The organism is Micromonospora sp. Utrum1, from assembly GCF_057197805.1.
This window is the reverse complement of sequence record NZ_CM170071.1, coordinates 796,950-812,563: the sequence shown is the minus strand read 5'-3', so window position 1 is coordinate 812,563 and position 15,614 is coordinate 796,950. Positions and strand designations below refer to the sequence as shown.

The 15,614-nt window shown below is 72.2% G+C and carries 18 protein-coding genes, 1 tRNA gene and 1 pseudogene; 8 read left to right on the top strand and 12 right to left on the bottom strand.

Translation table 11 applies throughout. The features are described 5' to 3' along the window. Positions 1-17 precede the first annotated feature (17 nt). From AC0OLQ_RS04095 to AC0OLQ_RS04080, 4 genes are all read right to left on the bottom strand, one after another. Positions 18-93: transfer RNA gene (locus tag AC0OLQ_RS04095), tRNA-Arg, on the bottom strand. A gap of 129 nt (positions 94-222) precedes the next feature. Beyond that, positions 223-393: a hypothetical protein gene (locus tag AC0OLQ_RS04090; RefSeq protein ID WP_484530247.1), complete on the bottom strand. Its 171-nt coding sequence runs from the start codon at positions 391-393 to the stop codon at positions 223-225. Positions 394-457: 64 nt separating this feature from the next. After that, positions 458-1,330, bottom strand: a complete 873-nt coding sequence (locus AC0OLQ_RS04085; protein WP_484530246.1) for an alpha/beta fold hydrolase — start codon at positions 1,328-1,330, stop codon at positions 458-460. 422 nt (positions 1,331-1,752) lie between these two features. Continuing rightward, complete coding sequence (locus tag AC0OLQ_RS04080; RefSeq protein WP_357332843.1) at positions 1,753-2,073, bottom strand: helix-turn-helix domain-containing protein; 321 nt, start codon at positions 2,071-2,073, stop codon at positions 1,753-1,755. 1,076 nt (positions 2,074-3,149) lie between these two features. Between AC0OLQ_RS04080 and AC0OLQ_RS04075 the strand changes: the two genes are divergently transcribed. The 4 genes and pseudogenes from AC0OLQ_RS04075 (at position 3,150) to AC0OLQ_RS04060 (ending at position 6,184) form a co-directional block, all read left to right on the top strand. Further along, positions 3,150-4,070, top strand: a complete 921-nt coding sequence (locus AC0OLQ_RS04075; protein ID WP_484530245.1) for a hypothetical protein — start codon at positions 3,150-3,152, stop codon at positions 4,068-4,070. Between the two features lie 199 nt (positions 4,071-4,269). Then, entirely contained in the window at positions 4,270-4,920 is a 651-nt protein-coding gene (locus AC0OLQ_RS04070; RefSeq protein ID WP_484530244.1) for a hypothetical protein, read from the top strand. A 154-nt stretch (positions 4,921-5,074) separates the two neighbouring features. Then, positions 5,075-5,248, top strand: coding sequence for a hypothetical protein (locus AC0OLQ_RS04065; RefSeq protein WP_484530243.1), 174 nt, complete (start codon positions 5,075-5,077; stop codon positions 5,246-5,248). Between the two features lie 37 nt (positions 5,249-5,285). Beyond that, a pseudogene (locus AC0OLQ_RS04060) lies at positions 5,286-6,184 on the top strand (SDR family oxidoreductase). Between the two features lie 59 nt (positions 6,185-6,243). On the opposite strand, the gene AC0OLQ_RS04055 reads toward AC0OLQ_RS04060, so the two are convergent. The 5 genes from AC0OLQ_RS04055 to AC0OLQ_RS04035 all read right to left on the bottom strand — a co-directional run bounded on the left by AC0OLQ_RS04055 (position 6,244) and on the right by AC0OLQ_RS04035 (position 10,167). Continuing rightward, positions 6,244-6,858 (bottom strand): hypothetical protein, encoded by a 615-nt coding sequence (locus AC0OLQ_RS04055; protein ID WP_484530242.1) that lies wholly within the window; start codon positions 6,856-6,858, stop codon positions 6,244-6,246. Positions 6,859-7,044: 186 nt separating this feature from the next. Next, a complete protein-coding gene (locus AC0OLQ_RS04050) occupies positions 7,045-7,911 on the bottom strand; it encodes a MauE/DoxX family redox-associated membrane protein (RefSeq protein ID WP_484530241.1) in 867 nt (288 codons plus the stop codon). 75 nt (positions 7,912-7,986) lie between these two features. After that, on the bottom strand, positions 7,987-8,583 hold the full coding sequence (locus tag AC0OLQ_RS04045) for a cell wall protein (RefSeq protein ID WP_484530240.1): 597 nt from the start codon (positions 8,581-8,583) through the stop codon (positions 7,987-7,989). A 16-nt stretch (positions 8,584-8,599) separates the two neighbouring features. Beyond that, a complete protein-coding gene (locus AC0OLQ_RS04040) occupies positions 8,600-9,010 on the bottom strand; it encodes an RlpA-like double-psi beta-barrel domain-containing protein (RefSeq protein ID WP_357332837.1) in 411 nt (136 codons plus the stop codon). Positions 9,011-9,138: 128 nt separating this feature from the next. Further along, the gene (locus AC0OLQ_RS04035) at positions 9,139-10,167 is read right to left on the bottom strand and encodes a DUF4331 family protein (protein ID WP_484530239.1); all 1,029 of its coding nucleotides are present in this window, start codon (positions 10,165-10,167) and stop codon (positions 9,139-9,141) included. A gap of 277 nt (positions 10,168-10,444) precedes the next feature. Here AC0OLQ_RS04035 and AC0OLQ_RS04030 point away from each other — a divergent pair, with 277 nt between their 5' ends. The 3 genes from AC0OLQ_RS04030 to AC0OLQ_RS04020 all read left to right on the top strand — a co-directional run bounded on the left by AC0OLQ_RS04030 (position 10,445) and on the right by AC0OLQ_RS04020 (position 13,492). Then, on the top strand, positions 10,445-11,662 hold the full coding sequence (locus tag AC0OLQ_RS04030) for an MFS transporter (protein WP_484530238.1): 1,218 nt from the start codon (positions 10,445-10,447) through the stop codon (positions 11,660-11,662). Then, positions 11,659-12,810, top strand: coding sequence for a low temperature requirement protein A (locus tag AC0OLQ_RS04025; RefSeq protein ID WP_484530237.1), 1,152 nt, complete (start codon positions 11,659-11,661; stop codon positions 12,808-12,810). Before AC0OLQ_RS04030 ends, AC0OLQ_RS04025 begins: the two co-directional genes overlap by 4 nt. Before the next feature lie 178 nt (positions 12,811-12,988). Further along, positions 12,989-13,492, top strand: coding sequence for an STAS domain-containing protein (locus AC0OLQ_RS04020; protein ID WP_484530236.1), 504 nt, complete (start codon positions 12,989-12,991; stop codon positions 13,490-13,492). On the opposite strand, the gene AC0OLQ_RS04015 is transcribed toward AC0OLQ_RS04020, so the two are convergent. Next, positions 13,420-13,851 (bottom strand): ATP-binding protein, encoded by a 432-nt coding sequence (locus tag AC0OLQ_RS04015; RefSeq protein ID WP_357332832.1) that lies wholly within the window; start codon positions 13,849-13,851, stop codon positions 13,420-13,422. The two genes, AC0OLQ_RS04020 and AC0OLQ_RS04015, sit on opposite strands and share 73 nt — an antisense overlap. 137 nt (positions 13,852-13,988) lie before the next feature. Here AC0OLQ_RS04015 and AC0OLQ_RS04010 point away from each other — a divergent pair, with 137 nt between their 5' ends. Beyond that, positions 13,989-14,126: an ANTAR domain-containing protein gene (locus AC0OLQ_RS04010; RefSeq protein WP_484530235.1), complete on the top strand. Its 138-nt coding sequence runs from the start codon at positions 13,989-13,991 to the stop codon at positions 14,124-14,126. Between the two features lie 14 nt (positions 14,127-14,140). Here the strand turns inward: AC0OLQ_RS04010 and AC0OLQ_RS04005 are convergent, their stop codons facing one another. Beyond that, a complete protein-coding gene (locus tag AC0OLQ_RS04005; RefSeq protein WP_357332895.1) occupies positions 14,141-14,356 on the bottom strand; it encodes a hypothetical protein in 216 nt (71 codons plus the stop codon). 65 nt (positions 14,357-14,421) lie between these two features. Further along, positions 14,422-15,456 (bottom strand): extracellular catalytic domain type 2 short-chain-length polyhydroxyalkanoate depolymerase, encoded by a 1,035-nt coding sequence (locus tag AC0OLQ_RS04000; protein WP_484530234.1) that lies wholly within the window; start codon positions 15,454-15,456, stop codon positions 14,422-14,424. Between the last annotated feature and the right edge of the window lie 158 nt (positions 15,457-15,614).

Sequence of the window (15,614 nt, the reverse complement as noted above, 5' to 3'; positions counted from 1 at the left end):
TGATCAAGGTAGTGATCTGGTGCCCCCGGCAGGATTCGAACCTGCGACACACGGTTTAGGAAACCGATGCTCTATCCCCTGAGCTACGAGGGCGCGACGCCCCAGGGTACCTGCCGGCGGTTAGCCACGAGTGCCCAGGACTGCCCAGCCGCGCCCACCGCCGCGACGCCGCCTCGCCGACAGGCCAGGCGGCGTGCCTCGCGAACGTTCGTGCTCACGGCACTAGAGGGTTTTGACCTGGCCGCCGTCGAGGGTGAATTCGGCGCCGGTGGTGTTCGCGGACCGGGCCGAGGCGAGGAACAGTACGAGGTCGGCGACCTGCGCCGCTTCGCTGATCCGGCCGCTGCTGATTCCCATGCTCTGCGGTACGACCTCGTCGAGCGCCTGCTCCACAACTGTGGCCCGCGCCTCAGCCGCAGTGCATACCGTCCCGCCGCAGTGGGCGACGCCAGCCGGCTCAGCCTCGAAGGAAGCCCTGCAACAGGGCGATGAGCTCGCTCGGCCGCTCCTCGAACAGCCAGTGGCCGCAGTCCTCCACCACCTTGCCGGTGACCGTGTCGGCGTACCCGCGGACTTGGTTGGCCACCTGCTCGCCAAGGCTCGCCCGGGCACCTACGGCCAGAACCGGCATCGACAGCTTCGTCGACCGGTACGCCGCGTTGTCCGCCACATCCTGCCCCAGCGACCGGAAGTAGGCGAAACTGGCCCGTAGGTGATCGGGGTCGCGCAGATGCCGGGCGAATTCCTCGATGTCGTCCGGGCCGATGCTGCCCTTGTTGACCATCTGCGAGTCGGTGAAGCGCTCCACCCAGAGCGCCTCCCGGCCACTGACCAACTGCTCCGGCAGGCCGTTCGTGAGGCTGAAGAAGCCGAAATTCCACACACCCGGCCCAGCGGCCGTCAGGGCCGGAATCGTGTAGATGCTCTCGTCCGGGATCGGCGCCTCGGTGAGGACCAGCCGAGATACCGCCTCGGGGTAGGCGGCGGCGTAGGCGTAGGCGACCATCGTCCCCAGGTCGTGCCCGACCAGCCGGATGTCGTCGGCCACGCCGAGGCCGGTGAGCAAGCCGTGCAGGTCCGCAGCGAGGGTCTTCTTGTCGTACCCGCCCGGCGGGGCGTCGCTGTCGCCGAAGCCGCGCAGGTCCGGCGCGAACACCTCAAAGGAACGGCCCAACTCGGGCAGGACATGCCGCCACATCCGCCAACACTGCGGATAGCCGTGCAGCAACACCAGCACCGGCCCGCTACCACCCCGTACATAATTGAGGCTGACGTCGCCGACGCGCGCCCGCCGCTCGGTGAACCCAACCGAAACCACACCCTCGCCCATCGCCGCTCCCTCCGCCGTGAGACGCCTCGACTACCCGGCGGCGGCAGGGCTACCCGTCAACCGTCGCCGATGACCCGCGCCCGCCATGCACTCACCACCCTGCTGAGCCTCACCGACGCAGCCGAGGAATCCCGTGGCCACCTCGCCGTGCTGATCACCGAGGCGTGCGCCAAGGCGGTGATGCACGACGATCCCGAAGGCACCGTCGACATCACCATCGTCATCGACGGCGATGCCTGCCTGCTCGAGGTCGGCAACCGCGGCAGTACCCCCAACGGCGCGGGACTCGACGCCGAGCTCTCCGGGCGGCCGGGGTGGAAAGGGTCCGACGAGCAGGAGTACGGCTGGCAGGGCCGAGGTGGTTCGCGTTGGCGGGCCAGCGGCTCACCGCCCGCCGGCGACCTCACCCGTCAGTGGTCCGGTCAGTCGCGTTGCCGGGTCCCATCCTGCTGCTTCTGGTTCTGTCGCAGGGCTTCCTCGAGTTGGTCTTCGAGGATGATGATCCGGCAGGCGGCCTCCAGGGCCGTGCCCTGGTCGACCATCTCCCGGGCCCGGGCGGCCAGGCGCAGCTGGTAGCGGGAGTAGCGGCGGTGCCCGCCGGCAGAGCGGTGCGGGTTGATCAATTTCGCCTCGTCCAGGCGGCGCAGGAAGTCCTGCGTGGTGCCGAGCATCTCCGCGGCCTGGCCGATGGTGTAGGCCGGGTAGTTCTCGTCGCCGAACATGTCATCGGGGTTCTGCCCCATGCCACCTCCACGTCGAGGGCCCCGGCGCGTATGCGCCGGGGCCCAGGGTTACGGGTCAGAACACCATCTACCGACAGGAACGTCGGCTTGTCGTATCCGCACCAGCCGCAACCAGCGGCTTCGGGTGCGAGGATCGCATATGCGTGACCGGAGACCACCTCTCGTTCGATGGAAACTGCGGTGTCCGCCCGGCCCGACATGACGGCCGACGGCGGGCGATCCAACGGTGAACGGCCCTCCCTTTCCTCTGCCACTTCTTTCCCTTGCTGACGTACGGTCCGCCGGTGCCGGAGCCCACGCGACTTCATGGCCCCCACACGTACGGCGAACAACAGCTGGAGCCCCACAAGAGCATTGGCCCCACCTGCATCCCGGCTCGTATCACGCCGAGTGACGTGCTCCCACTACTTCTCGGGAGGGAACGATGAAGACTGTTCCTCTCCTCGCCGCCTGTCGTGACCTCACGGCCGGACGGCCCCGTCTGCGTCTTGACGGATCTTTCCTCTCGACTCGAAGAAGAGTATGCCACACCGCAGAGGATGTCTAGCCGTGACTGCCCAGATTTACTGGTCGCCGGCCGTCAGGATGGCTGACCCGTCGCATGGCCGTGACGGGTCTTCCGCCCGCCGGGAATCTGCGTGGAGCCCGAAGCGGCATGGGTGGCGATCAGAGCAGGCCCGCAGGTCCACCTGCTGATCTCTGGCAAGCGGCCACAGCAGTTGGCCGGTGCGATCAACACCAGAACACGGACATCGAGTGGTCGCAGGTAATCGCGCTGCGACGGCACGCATTTGCAGAGAGCGAGCCAGTGGCCCGGGACGCTCCAGCCGTCTCCTGTGGTCAGGTCCTCGGTGTGTTGACGGTGCCGGACCGGTCACGCCAGGCACAATCAAGAACCTTGATGTGAGCAAGAGGTGCTCATTCGGAGGTGCCCGTTGTCGCGGTGTCCAGGCCGACTGGCTCGGTGGGCGCTGCGCGGCGCGCTCCTGTGCGGCGGCTTCGTCGGCGCATGGGGCCTGTGCAGCGCCGTTGCGCCTGACGCCGCTCAGGCTGCCGAACCGACTCGGCCCCGCGTGTTGGACAACCTGCTCGACGATGCCAGGACGATCGTCGGGGAAACCCTGATCCGTCCGCTCCATCTGTCGACGACTTCGACCGCCGGGAGCGATGGCGCACCCGGCATCGGTGGCGGCACGCCAGCGGCGGATACCGACCGGCCGGCTGCGGGCGGGCAACCGGTACGCCGGGCGGTGCCCCCGTCGGACGGGACGGGGATCGCCGAGGCGATCACCCCGGTGACCCGTTCGGTCGGGGACCTGGCGTCTCCGGTCCTGGCGAAGGTCGCCTCGGCACCGCTCGTGGAGCCGGTCGTCGAGGCCGTCCGGCCCGTGGCCGAGCCCATCATCGACCTGCTGCCTCCCGTGCTGGCCCCGGTGCTCGACCTGACCGAGCCGGTCTTCGGCGAGCCCGAGGCGCCTTCCGCTCCTCCCGCCGGGCCGGTCGTCGGCACGCCCGCGCCGGCCGGTGACGCGCCGGCGACCGGCGGCACGTCCCCGGTGACCGCCCGCCCTGCCCCGCCGATCGTCGGGGTCCCCCCGCAGGCCACGTCACCTCGGCTGACGCACCGTGCGGCAGGTCGCGATGTGGTGCCACCAGGGGCCGCCGCATGGCGGAGTCCGTGGCCGGGCGAGCCCGACCACACCTCCGGCGTGACGCCCGCCGCACCTGCCACCACGGCGGGTGCTGGTGCCAGTGCCGGCGCACCCGGCGGCCCCGCCGAGGGTTCTACCGGTTCCTGGGAGCCGGAGCTGCGGGTTCTCGGCTGCCACCGGCTCGCAGCGACGAGCTGGTGGACCGTTCGAGCCGGCCGGACCCCAGACCCGCCTGACACCGCTCGGTCTGATGGGCGAACGGGCGGAACCCCACCGGGAACGGCGAAGACTTCGCCTGCGCCCCCGGCCGATGACCGCGGCGAGGGCCGTCACCCGGCCGGCTGACCCGCCATCGCCGCTGGCTCCCTGACCCGCCACCACGACGCCCACCCTCGGCCTGCGTCCCTTCCCGCGCACCCGGGCATCGCCCAGGGCCGCGGGAGGTCCCGCCGCTGGCGCGATGACGCCACTGCGGGGCCGACCCTGCCAACCCTCGGCACCAGCCGTCCACGAACCAACCGCATCCGTCACCCAGGAGCACTCCGTGAACCACGCCCTGCCTGTCTGCCGTGCGAGATGGCACGACATCGCCGACATCGTCGATCTCGTCGTCGGTCCCTTCGCCGGCAGCGCCACCGGCGCATGGCTCGTGCCCGACGTACGCCGCCGCCGGGACGTCCTCACCGCCGTCATCCGCGTGTGGATCGAGCACGCCCTGCTCTCCGGCGAGGCCTATCTCCTGCAGGATCACTCCGCCGCCGCCGTCTGGCTGCACCAGTACGGCCCCACGCACGCGCCCACCAACTACGGCGAACGCCTCGCGGTCGCCTGCGCCGACTACCTGGAGCGCTTCCTGCACCTCGACGACGTCCTGGCGGCACACCGACCCACCACCCCGCACAACCACCTGGCATTCTTCGCGGTCACCCCGAAGCCCCACCGGATCAGACGCGCCAGTTCCCTGCTCGCCGCCAGCAACGCCCGCATGGGCCAGGCCCTGCTCCCCACCTACACGGAGGTGACCAACACGGCGGATCGAGACCTGTACGCCCGCCACGGCTACGTCACGCATGAGCCCTTCGATCTCCCCGACGGCACCACGACCTACCCGATGTGGCGAAGCCCGGAGCTGCGCCAACCCGGCCGCGTCCCGGCCAGGCCAGCGATCTGCCCGTACGCGGCGATGTCGGCATAGGTGGACGTCTCGCCGGGACGCAGCGCAACGCGCGGGGCGGCGGGCCGCGGTGGAACCGGCGGCGGGGGGAGGTGTACGGCCGGCTCACGGAGGTAGGAATTTCCGCGGGTCAAAAAAGCTGCCGCGCTACGAGTTCCCCCAGCTACGCCAGCACGTGCCGGCCGAGCGGCTGTGGAACGCCGCCGGCGCCGTACGCGCCGCGGAGGCCACCGCGCCGACCCGGCCGCACCCGAGCGCCCAGTCGGCCAAGGGCAACCTGGCGGCCGGTCCCGCGCTCGCGGTCGCCGACCGGGTCCGCGACGCGCTCCGCAAGCCGTCCGCCGGTTGACCGGACCACGCGCTCAGGAACCAGGAAGGACAGGACGTTGAGCGGCGACCAGTACGAGCAGCAGGATCCCCGGGAGCAGTACCGGGGACCGGACGAGCAGGCCGGCGGCCAGCAGTCGGCGCCTGGCAGGACCCGCGAGATGCCCGACGAGCCGGACCACGGCGAGGAGAGCTACCAGGGCAGCGGCCGGCTGACCGGGAAGCGGGCGGTGATCACCGGGGGTGACTCCGGCATCGGCCGGGCGGTGGCGATCGCCTTCGCGCGGGAGGGCGCCGACGTGCTCATCGCGTACCTGCCGGAGGAGGAGGACGACGCGCGGCAGACCGCGCAGCTGGTCGAGAAGGCCGGCCGCAGGGCGGTGACCGTCCCGGGCGACATCCGCGACGAGGCGCACTGCGGCGAAATCATCTCCCGCGTGGTCAGCGAGCTGGGTGGCCTGGACATCCTGGTCAACAACGCGGCGTACCAGATGTCGCAGCCGGGCGGCATCACCGACATCACCACCGAGCAGTTCGACCGGGTCCTCAAGACCAACCTGTACGCGATGTTCTGGCTCTCCCGGGCCGCCGTGCCGCACATGCGGCCCGGCTCCACGATCATCAACACCGCGTCGATCCAGGGCTACCAGCCCTCCCCGACCTGCTCGACGACGCCACCACCAAGGCCGGCATCGTGGCCTTCACGAAGGGCCTCGGCGAGGGCCTGGCCGAGAAGGGCATCCGGGTCAACGCCGTCGCGCCCGGACCGGTCTGGACCCCGCTGATCCCGGCCACCATGCCGGAGGAGAAGGTCGAGTCGTTCGGCAAGGACGTCCCGCTGGGTCGGGCCGGCCAGCCGGCCGAACTCGCCCCGGCCTACGTCTTCTTCGCCTCGCAGGAATCCAGCTACATCACCGGCGAGGTGCTCGGCGTCACCGGCGGCAAGCCGCTGGCCTGACGCTCGCGCCACGATCGGGCCGTCCACGCCTCGGCGTGGGCGGCCCGATCGGTTGCCGGTCAGGAGAGACGGCCGCTCCTGCCCCGACCGCGCAGCCTCCGTGCGACATCCAGAGCCAGGGCGCGGGCCCCGGACACCGTCCGGGCGAGGTGGGTCCGGTTCTGGTGGACGTACGCGGAGATCAACGCGACGAGGAAGCCCAGCCCGGTGAGCCAGGCCAGCCACTCCCCGACCGAGGAGAGGAGCGGAAGGGTCACGAACAGGCAGACGAACCCCGACAGTGGGAAGACCAGTTGCAGCCCGAATTCGTACAGCATGGACCGGGAGCCCTTCTGCTGCGCGTAGAAGTCGTCCCACCGGAAGACCCGATCGTCGCCGGCGCACTCCACGGCGACCGGCCGGAGCACGTCGCGGATGTAGCTGTTCGCCGCATCCCGGTCCCGCCGGCGCCGGAGGATGGTGATCCCGGAGATCGCCGCCAGCACCGGCACCGCGAGCAGCAGGCGGGGGTCGGCCCGGTTTGCGACCACGAACCCCAGGATCACCCCCACCACGGTCAGGTAGGCGCCGACGAGAGCGTGCGACGCCGAGGATTTCTGCGCCATGACGCCTCGAATCGCGTTGTACTCCGCGACGAGCAGGTTCGTGCGGTTGTCGGCGTGAGCGGCCGCCACGGGATGGGTCGGATGCGCCGCTTCGCCGCCCGGTGGAGCACCTCGCTGACGAATCACATCATTCCACGTCACGCATCGATGATGTCAATCCTCCACAACCATCCGCCCGACCCGCCGAGGAGACCTTCGTGCGCGGCGCGGCGTGGCGGGACCACCGGAGCCGGAGCCTGGTGGTCCCGCCGGTCCCTACGCGGGCACCACGTCGAGCCGTGGGCCGGCGGGTTGCCCGGCCCCGGCCAGGGCCAGCAGGGTCTGCCCGGTGGCGTCGTCGACGACGGCGACCCGTACCGCTTCGGGTTCGGCGTCGACCAGCGGAACCGCGAAGACCGCGGTGGCGGGCCGGCCCTGGTAGCGGGCGGCATGGCCGACGAAGCGCCACTCGCCGTCGTCCCAGTGCTCGCGGACGTCGGAGCGGAGCAGCGGCGCCACCCGCCGGTAGGAGTCGCTGAGCTGGACCTGCTGCACGGTGGCGAGCAGCGGCAGCCCGGTCCCGCCGCGCAGCGGGTTGGTCAGCCGGGCACGCAGCCGGCGCAGCGGGAGCAGCCAGGCGGCGTCCAGTTCGGGCGAGAGCACCACCAGGGCCGCCGCCTCGGCCAGCAGCGCGGCGCCGCCGGCGAGCGGGTCGTCGGCGAGCGCGGTGGGCCAGGCGCCGGGCACCAGGGTGGCCAGCCCGGCCGCCGCCACCAGCAGCCCGGCCCGGCCGAGGCTGCGACCGGAGACCGGGGTCGGGCGGCTGCTCAGGCAGCCGCACGAGGAGGTGGGTACGGCCCGGCGGGCGTACGCTAGGTAGCCGAGGAAGCCGACGGCCAGGGCGGTCGCGGCGGCGGTCTCCAGCCGCAGGGCGGGCGGCAGCACGAGGAGCGCGCCGAGGGCCAGCTCGACGCCCCCGAGCAGCCGGTACGCGGGCAGCGCGCGGTGTTCCCCGAGCAGGGGGACGAGCCCGGAGCGCCGGGCGGCCGCCGCGGCGTGCCGATGGAGAAGTTTGACGCGGGCGGACCAGATCAGCACCGCGCCGACGACCAGCGGTTGCAGCGCCGCGATCAGGTCGATCATGGGTTCTCCCCTCGGGTGGGGCCGACGGGTGACGCCCGGGCGGCACGGGTGGCGCGCCGCCCGGGCGTGACCCGGTCAGGCGGCGGCGTAGACGATGGCGATGTCGATCTCGTTGGTGTCGGGGTGCCAGGCGCCGAGCACCTGGACGTGCCGGCCGACCCGGAGCAGGGACAGGTCGCTGATGGCCGGGGTGCCGTTGTAGACCGCGGCGGACCGGCCGGGCACGACGTGGGCGACGATGCGCTGGCCCTTGTGGTCGAGGTGCAGCAGGTTGCGGCCGACGGCGGCGATGTGCGCGTGCAGGTTGACGATGTTGACCCAGACCGAGTCGGCGGCGAGCGTGCCGTCGGGCAGGCGGACGCCGCGGGCGTAGAGCCCGTCGCCGATGGCGACCTGGTCGAAGGTGGTCGGGTGCAGTTTCCAGATGCTCGTGCCGTCGGTGATCCGGATCGAGTGCAGCACGGTGTCGGAGCCGGTGACCAGCAGCAGGTGGCCGGAGATCTTGCTGATCCGGCCCTCGACGAAGTTCGGGTCGGGGGCGCCGGGTTCGACGGTCGCCGGCTCGGCGGCGAAGGCCGCATCGGGGGCGAGCGAGCCGAGTCCGGTGGCGCCCACCACGCCGCCGAGCGCGGCGGTGGCGAGGAGGCGGCGGCGGTCCAGGGTCTGGGGCATGGCGGAACCCTCCCGTTCAGACGGTGTCGACCGAGCAGGGCCGCAGCCCCACGGAGAGACTGCCGATCGCACTGAACGCCGCGGGCGTCAGGTCGATGATCCGGTTGCTGCCGCAGGCCGAGCCGCAGCAGGTGCGCTCGCCGCAGAACAGGTCCGTCTGCGGGCCGCAGTCGGCGATGGTGGTGCCGACCCGGGCGCCGTTGCAGAGGTTGGTGGTGTAGTGCCGGAAGCCGCAGCCCCGCCGGCTCATGCTGAGGCCGCAGGTGTCCGGATGGGTGATGGCCCAGCACGCGTCCGAGGTGTTCGGCCAGGCGTGCTGGTAGTTGCCCGACCTGCAGGTGCCGCAGGCGCCGCCCCCGGCGGTGCCGCACGGTCCCCAGGCGGTGCCGCAGCAGAACCACGACACTTCGCCTCGTATGGCCGCCATGGATACCTCCTTCCCGATCGTTGATCTACAACGATGGACGTCGATATAGATGGCGATTGTTGTGATGAAAACCATCCACGTCAACAGTCGGGCCGAAGATTTCCTACAGACGGAATTCCCTCACCGGGTCAGCGTCCGGCGGGGACCACGTACGGGAAGGAGGTGGCGCGGGCGTCCTTGGTGACGTCGGCGGTGAGGCCGGAGGTCATCCCGGTGTTGAGCACCAGGGAGAACATCACCTCGGGCACGTTGTCGGCCATGGTGCGCCCGTTGCGGGCGGCGAAGCCGTAGTTCGCCGGGGTGCCGACCTGGTAGGACAGCAGGTCCGGGTAGACCTCGCGGGCCACGCTCCAGCCGTACGCCCCCGGGTCCGGCGCGGTGCCGTTGGCCGCCACCACCCGGGCGACCGTCGAGGCGATCTCCTCGCCGTCGGCCCGCAGGTCCTCACAGGGGTGACGGGTGTTGGCGGGGTTGGAGAAGTCGGTGTCGGTGGGCCAGAAGATCGGCCACATCATCGGGTGGCCGGCGCGGTTGATCTGCCGCCATCCCCCGGCGTCGGTGGCCAGTTTGGTGGCCGCCCAGACGCCGATCCGGGCGCCGTCGCCGAACATCGGCTCGTCCCGGGATACCTCGAGCACGATCGAGTCGACGGTGGTGCCGGCGAAGCTGTTCTTCGCGTTCTCGGGCCGCCAGGCGGAGCGGTCCAGCCGGGCGCCGTTCTTGAAGGCGTCGTTGACGGTGGCGAGCTGATCCAGGTCGATGTAGAAGGGGTCGGTGATCCGCCCGGCCCAGACCCGGAGGCTGCCGCCGGCCACCTCCTCACCCGTGCGCCCCTGGGCGACCATCGTCCCGGTGGCGCCGTCGTCGCGGGCCTCGGCGCCGGTGAGGGCGTGCACGGTGAGCTCCTGCCGGCCCTGACCGTCGAGTTCGCCGAAGGCCACCCGGTAGGTCAGCTCCTCCATCTCGCTGCCGTTGACGTGGACCTTGAACTCGTACCGCGCCTCGTGGTGGAAGCCGGGCTTGATGTCGGCCCGGGTCACCGAGCTGTTGACGTCCATCACCAGCACGGTCCCGCGCTCGCCGTCGAAGACGAAGAGGTCGTTGAGGTAGAGCTGGCCGCTCTGGGCGGCGAGCGGGGTGTCAAGGTGGTGCGACATGGCTGTCTCCCGGATCAGCGGCTCGGCACGGCAGGCCCGAGCCTATCCGGGGCAGAACAGCACAAAAGCTCCAATCCGAACTTTCTGTCCGGACCGTCGATGGGTTACCGTCGGCGGGTGACCCCGGTGGAGGCCGCGGCGGCCGCGTACGCCCAGTGGCTCACCCCTGCCCTGCCGCTCTACGGCAACGACCACGAGCGGGCCGACTTCGCTCCCTGAGGCGCCCCGGCACCGGACGCCTCCTTTCCCCGTCACGTCGCACCGGGAGCGATGCCTCATGTCCGTCCACGGTTCCGGGATCCGGGCGGTGCTGCGCGCACCCCAGGTCCTCCGGGTCCTCCTCAGCAGCCAGGTCGGCCGGCTGCCCACCGCTAGCGGGCCGCTGGCCCTGCTCCTCTTCGCCCGCCAGTCGCTGAGCCTGGCCGCCGCCGGGCTGCTGGTCGCCGCGTACACCGCCGGGATGGCGGTGGGCACGCCGCTGCTCGCCCGGGCCGTTGACCGCTGGCGGCAGCCGCCCGTGCTGTGGGGCGCCGCGATCCTCTCCGGCCTCGGGTTCGGAGCGGTGGCGCTGACCGGCGGGCACCTCACCGGCGCCGTGGTCGGCGCGGCCGTGGCCGGACTGGGCACGCCGCCGCTGGAGGCGTGCCTGCGTACCCTCTGGCCCGCCCTGCTCCCGCCCACCACCGTGCCCACGGCCTACACGCTGGACATCGCCGTGCAGGAGGTGATCTTCGTGGTGGGCCCACTGGTCACTCTTCTCGCGGTGACCCTGGCCGGCCCGCCCGCCGGCCTGGTCGCCGCCGGGGTGTTGCAGCTCGCCGGCACCGCGGCGTACGCGCTCAGCCCCGCCGTCCGCGCCTGGCGCGGCGTGCCGGCGGCCCGGCACTGGGCGGGCCCGCTGCGCGTGCCCCGGTTCACCGTGTTGATGGCCGGCGTGGTCGGCGTCGGCGCGGCGGTCGGCAGCATCGCGGTGGCGGTGACCGGCTACGCCGAGACGGCCGGCGACCGGCGGCTCAGCGGGTGGCTGCTCGCGGCGCAGGCGGCCGGCGCGCTGGCCGGGGGCCTGCTCTACACCCGGGCCCGGCCGGGCGGGCCCGGGCGGCTGCCGCTGCTGGCCGCCGGGCTCACGGTCGGCTACCTGCCGTTGCTGCTCGCCCCCGGTCCGGCCCCGATGGCCGGCCTGCTCGTGGTCAGCGGGTTGGCGCTGCCGCCGGTGCTGACCGCCATCTTCCTCACCGCCGAGCGGCTCGCCGAGCCCGGCACGGTGGCCGAGGCGTTCGCCTGGGTGAGCACGGCGTTCGTGGTGGGCAGCGCCGCCGGCTCCGCGCTCGCCGGCCCGCTGGTGTCGACCGACCTCAGGTACGGACTGGCGATCGCCCCGGCCGCCGCGCTGCTCGGCACGGTGGTGCTCTGGGCGGTGTCGCGCGCCGACGAGTCGCGACGGCCGGAGAACGGTCCCGAGCCCGGAGCCGAGGTCTACGCTCGGTCCTCATGAGACCCGCGCGTCCGGGGACCGGCAATCCGGCGCCGGCCGATCGGGTGACCGCCGTCGAGGTCTTCTTCGACCTCGTGTTCGTCTTCACGTTGACCCAGCTCACCCGGGTGCTGGAGGAGGATCTGTCGCCGGACGGGCTGGGCCGCGTGCTGCTGCTCTTCGGCATTCTGTGGTGGATGTTCGACGGCTACGTGTGGCTGGCCAACCACGTGCCGCCCCGGGTGCCCGCGCAGAAGTTGCTGCTTTTCGTGGGGATGGTCGGCTTCCTGCTCGCCGCGGTCGCGGTGCCGGACGCCTTCGACGGCACCGGGCTGCTCTTCGGCGTCGGTTACCTCCTGGTGATCACCGTCCACCTGCTGCTGTTCACCCGGGCCGGCATCGGTCCGGCACTGGCCCGGCTCGCCGGGTACAACCTGGGGTCGGCCCTGCTGGTGGTCGTGGGCGGCTCCGTCGACGGCGTCGCCCGGTACGCGTGCTGGCTCGCCGCGCTCGCGCTCCAGTCGGTCGTCCCGTACCTGGTGCCCCGGTTCTCCTGGGTGCGCGTGCTGCCCGCGTTCCGGCTCCAGCCGGGACACTTCGTCGAGCGGCACGGGCTCCTGGTGATCATCGCGCTGGGCGAATCCGTGGTGGCCATCGGGATGGGCGTGGACACCGACCACCTCGCGGTCGGCTTGGTGGCCGTCATCGCCCTGGCGCTGGCGCTGCCGGCCGCCCTGTGGTGGACGTACTTCACCGACACGCCGGCGGAGGAGGTGCGGTTGACGGCGACCGGCACGGAGCGCGCCCGGCTGGCCCTCCGGCTGGGCTTCGCCCACGTTCCGCTGCTGCTGGGCATCGTGGTGGCCGCGGCCGGCATCCACGCCGCGGTGGCCCACCCGGGGCAGCCGGCCGACCGGGGCTCGGCGCTGGCGCTGGCCGGCGGCGTGGCGCTGTACCTGGCCGGGATCGTGGCCCTGCGCCGCTCGCTGCACGCCGCTGCGGTGCTCAGCCGGCTGGTCACCGGCGCGGCCGTGCTCGCCACCATCCCGGTCGGTACGCGCCTGAACGCCGGCGTGCAGCTCAGCGCAGTGGTGCTGGTGCTGGTCGTGATGCTGGCGGTCGACCGGCGGCGGCACGCCCTGGCGACCGGGGCTCCGCCCGGTCGGTGAAGTGCGGCAGGTCAGGTCGCCGCGCGGCTGATCGCCGGGTCCCCAGCCTCCGCTCCGGCAGGGCTGTGCGTTGTCCGGCTGGTCGGCGTAGTGTCGCTGCCGGGTCAAGACATGCGCCCTCCGCCCGCTCGCGGCACACCCGCCAGGAGCGAACACTGAGTGTCACCACCGGAGCGCCATGTCAGAGAACCTCCCACCATGCGGTCACCACCGCGTCCCCATCGCGGCCGGATCTTCGTGCCCGGACGAGGCCGTCCTGTGGCTGGCCTGCACCGCGTCGGGAGCCGTCACCCGGATCAGCGTCGCCGGTGAGATCGACATGAGCAACGCCCATCTGCTCGTCGAACTCGTGGAGTCCCTCGTCCGCCCGCCGCCGGTCGCGGTGGAGGTGGACCTGTCGGAGGTCACCTTCTTCTGCGCCCACGGCATCAGCGCCCTGCTACGGGCCCGGCGACTGCTGGCCGACCGGGGTGGGCGGTTGACGGTGCGGAACCCGTCGGCGATCGTCCGCCGCGTCCTCGGCATCACCGATGCACTGAGGGAGTTGGAGGTCGTCCCGGCCGTCGTCCGGCCACGGGCGGACGGCCACGCGAGGGCACCCGGCGCGGGTCACGCCATCGGCAGCAGCGGCTCGGCGACCGGCACCTCGCACCACACCACCTTGCCGGGCGGTTCCGGGTAGGAACCCCATTCGACGCTCAGCGTGTCGACCAGCCACAGGCCCCGACCACCGATCGCGGTCAGGCGCGGCCGGGTTAGCAACGGCGGGCGCGGACTCGAGTCGGTCACCTCGAGGCGTACCCGTTCGCGGTGCAGCCGGAGTGCCAGGCGCAGCGGCGGCCGGCCGTGCCGCACCGCGTTCGCGATCAGTTCGCTGGCCACCAACTCCGTGGTGTCCGCGACCTGGAGCCCCACCTCCCACCGCCACAGCTGTTCGCCGACGAAGCGGCGCCCCTCGGCGCAGGCCGTACCGGCGTTGGGCAGGTCGGCGAGGACGGCGACGCGCAGGGCCGGTCCGGACGGCGGCGGGTCTGACGGCAACGTCGGTCCAGAGGCGGAACGTGGCGGTGGGCGGCCTGCCTCGACGGCGCTCAGCGCATTGCCACCAAATGGTGGCCCACCCGGCAAGTGTGGCACGTCGCGGCCGGGCCCGCCGTCGGCCGCCGCTCCGGCGGTCGATGGGTACACCCCGGCACAGGTGCTCGGCGGAGGAGGCGTTCGCCATCCTGGCGCGGGTGTCGCAGGACTCCAACCGGAAGCTACGGGAGGTCGCCGAGTCGCTGGTCGACCGCGCGGTGAACGGGCCGCGGGACTGACCGCGGCACCAGGGTCAGCGCCGCACCTCGCGCCAGCCCGTGCCGCTGCCGCGCCACGCACCGGCCAGGATGCTCGCCGAGCCCCGGCTCGGGCACTCCTGGATCTTCGACCGGCCGGCGGCGCCGCCGATCTGAGCCTGCACTTCCCACCGGTGCCCGTCCGTGCGGATGTAGACGTCACGGCGCCCACGCGGGGCGCTGACCCCGTTCCACCAGTGCTCCTCGACCATCACGTGGTGACGGTATCTCAGCAGCCGACCGGCCCGCATCTGCCGGTACGGGCCGGATTGCCGGCTCAGCCGTCGAGGCGGCGGACCATGTTCATGATCGTCTCGACCTGGGCGCCACCTTTGATCGGATAGTTCGAAGCGCCGAGGTAGCCCCACCAGTCCCAGCAGCCGTTCGGGTTCACCCCGCTGGCGACCGCCTGCGGATAGAGCACGATGAGTCGATTGGTGTCGGCGTACTGGTTGAGGTTGGCCCGGTCGACGAAGGCCGTGCCGACCTTCGCGTACCCCTGAGCGCAGCCGTGCAGGGCGACCAGCAGCCGGCAGGTGGTGCCGGCGGCGCAAGAGCTCGGCACGTACGCGAAGCCGTTGGCGTCCATGCTGAGCCCGTTGGCCCAGCCGTTGGTGGCGAAGGTGTCCTGACCGAACCGGATCAGGGTGCCGCCCAGCGGGCCGGTGTTCGGCGGAGAGACCGAGCCGAACAGCTTGCCGAGGAGGGCGCCCTGCGGGTCCGTGCCGCAGTCGGCGAGGAACGGCGAGGCGGTGGCCGTGCAGCCAACCGTGCCGTACGGGGTGACCCACGAGTGGCCGGCCGCGCCGCCGGAGTCGTAGCGGACGCTCGCCCCGAAGTCCTGGTAGTAGCGGACCAGGTCGTCGGTGACCGACTTCTTCACGGTGCTGTCGTTGTTGCCGTGGTAGACGTACACCGGTTGGCCGGCGAGGTTGCCGGTGCCGTCCACCCAGCCGTAGGACGCCCAGGTGCGGGTGTAGCTCTCCAGCGTGGCCACGTGGGTGGGGTAGAGGTTGTCGCCGCAGCCGTAGAGGGCCTGGGAGACGTTGTTCTGGGCGCAGTAGTAGGGCCCGGCCGCGAAGATCGCGGCGCCCCGGATCCGCGCCGAGTACGCGACCTGGAGCTGGGTGGCCAGGTAACCCCCGGAGGAGACCCCGGCGACGTACACGGCGGAGATCGGGTAGGTGCGCAGCGAGCCGGCGACCGGGGTCCTGGTGTAGGGCGTGCCGGCGGCCCGGGCGGCGACGCCGCCGGGCAGGACCAGGAGGAGGGCCGCGGCGAGGATGGTGGCGGCTTTCCACGGTGTCTTCATGGCGTTCTCCCGTCGGAGCGCCGGCGGGACGGCCGGCATGCCGGCACGTTAACGTGACATAGACCACAGCAGATATCCGGGCGCCCGACACCTCGCGGACGGCGGCGGTGTGGCCGGCCCACGGTCGTTTCCGCCCCCGCTACGTCGGGTACGCGCCG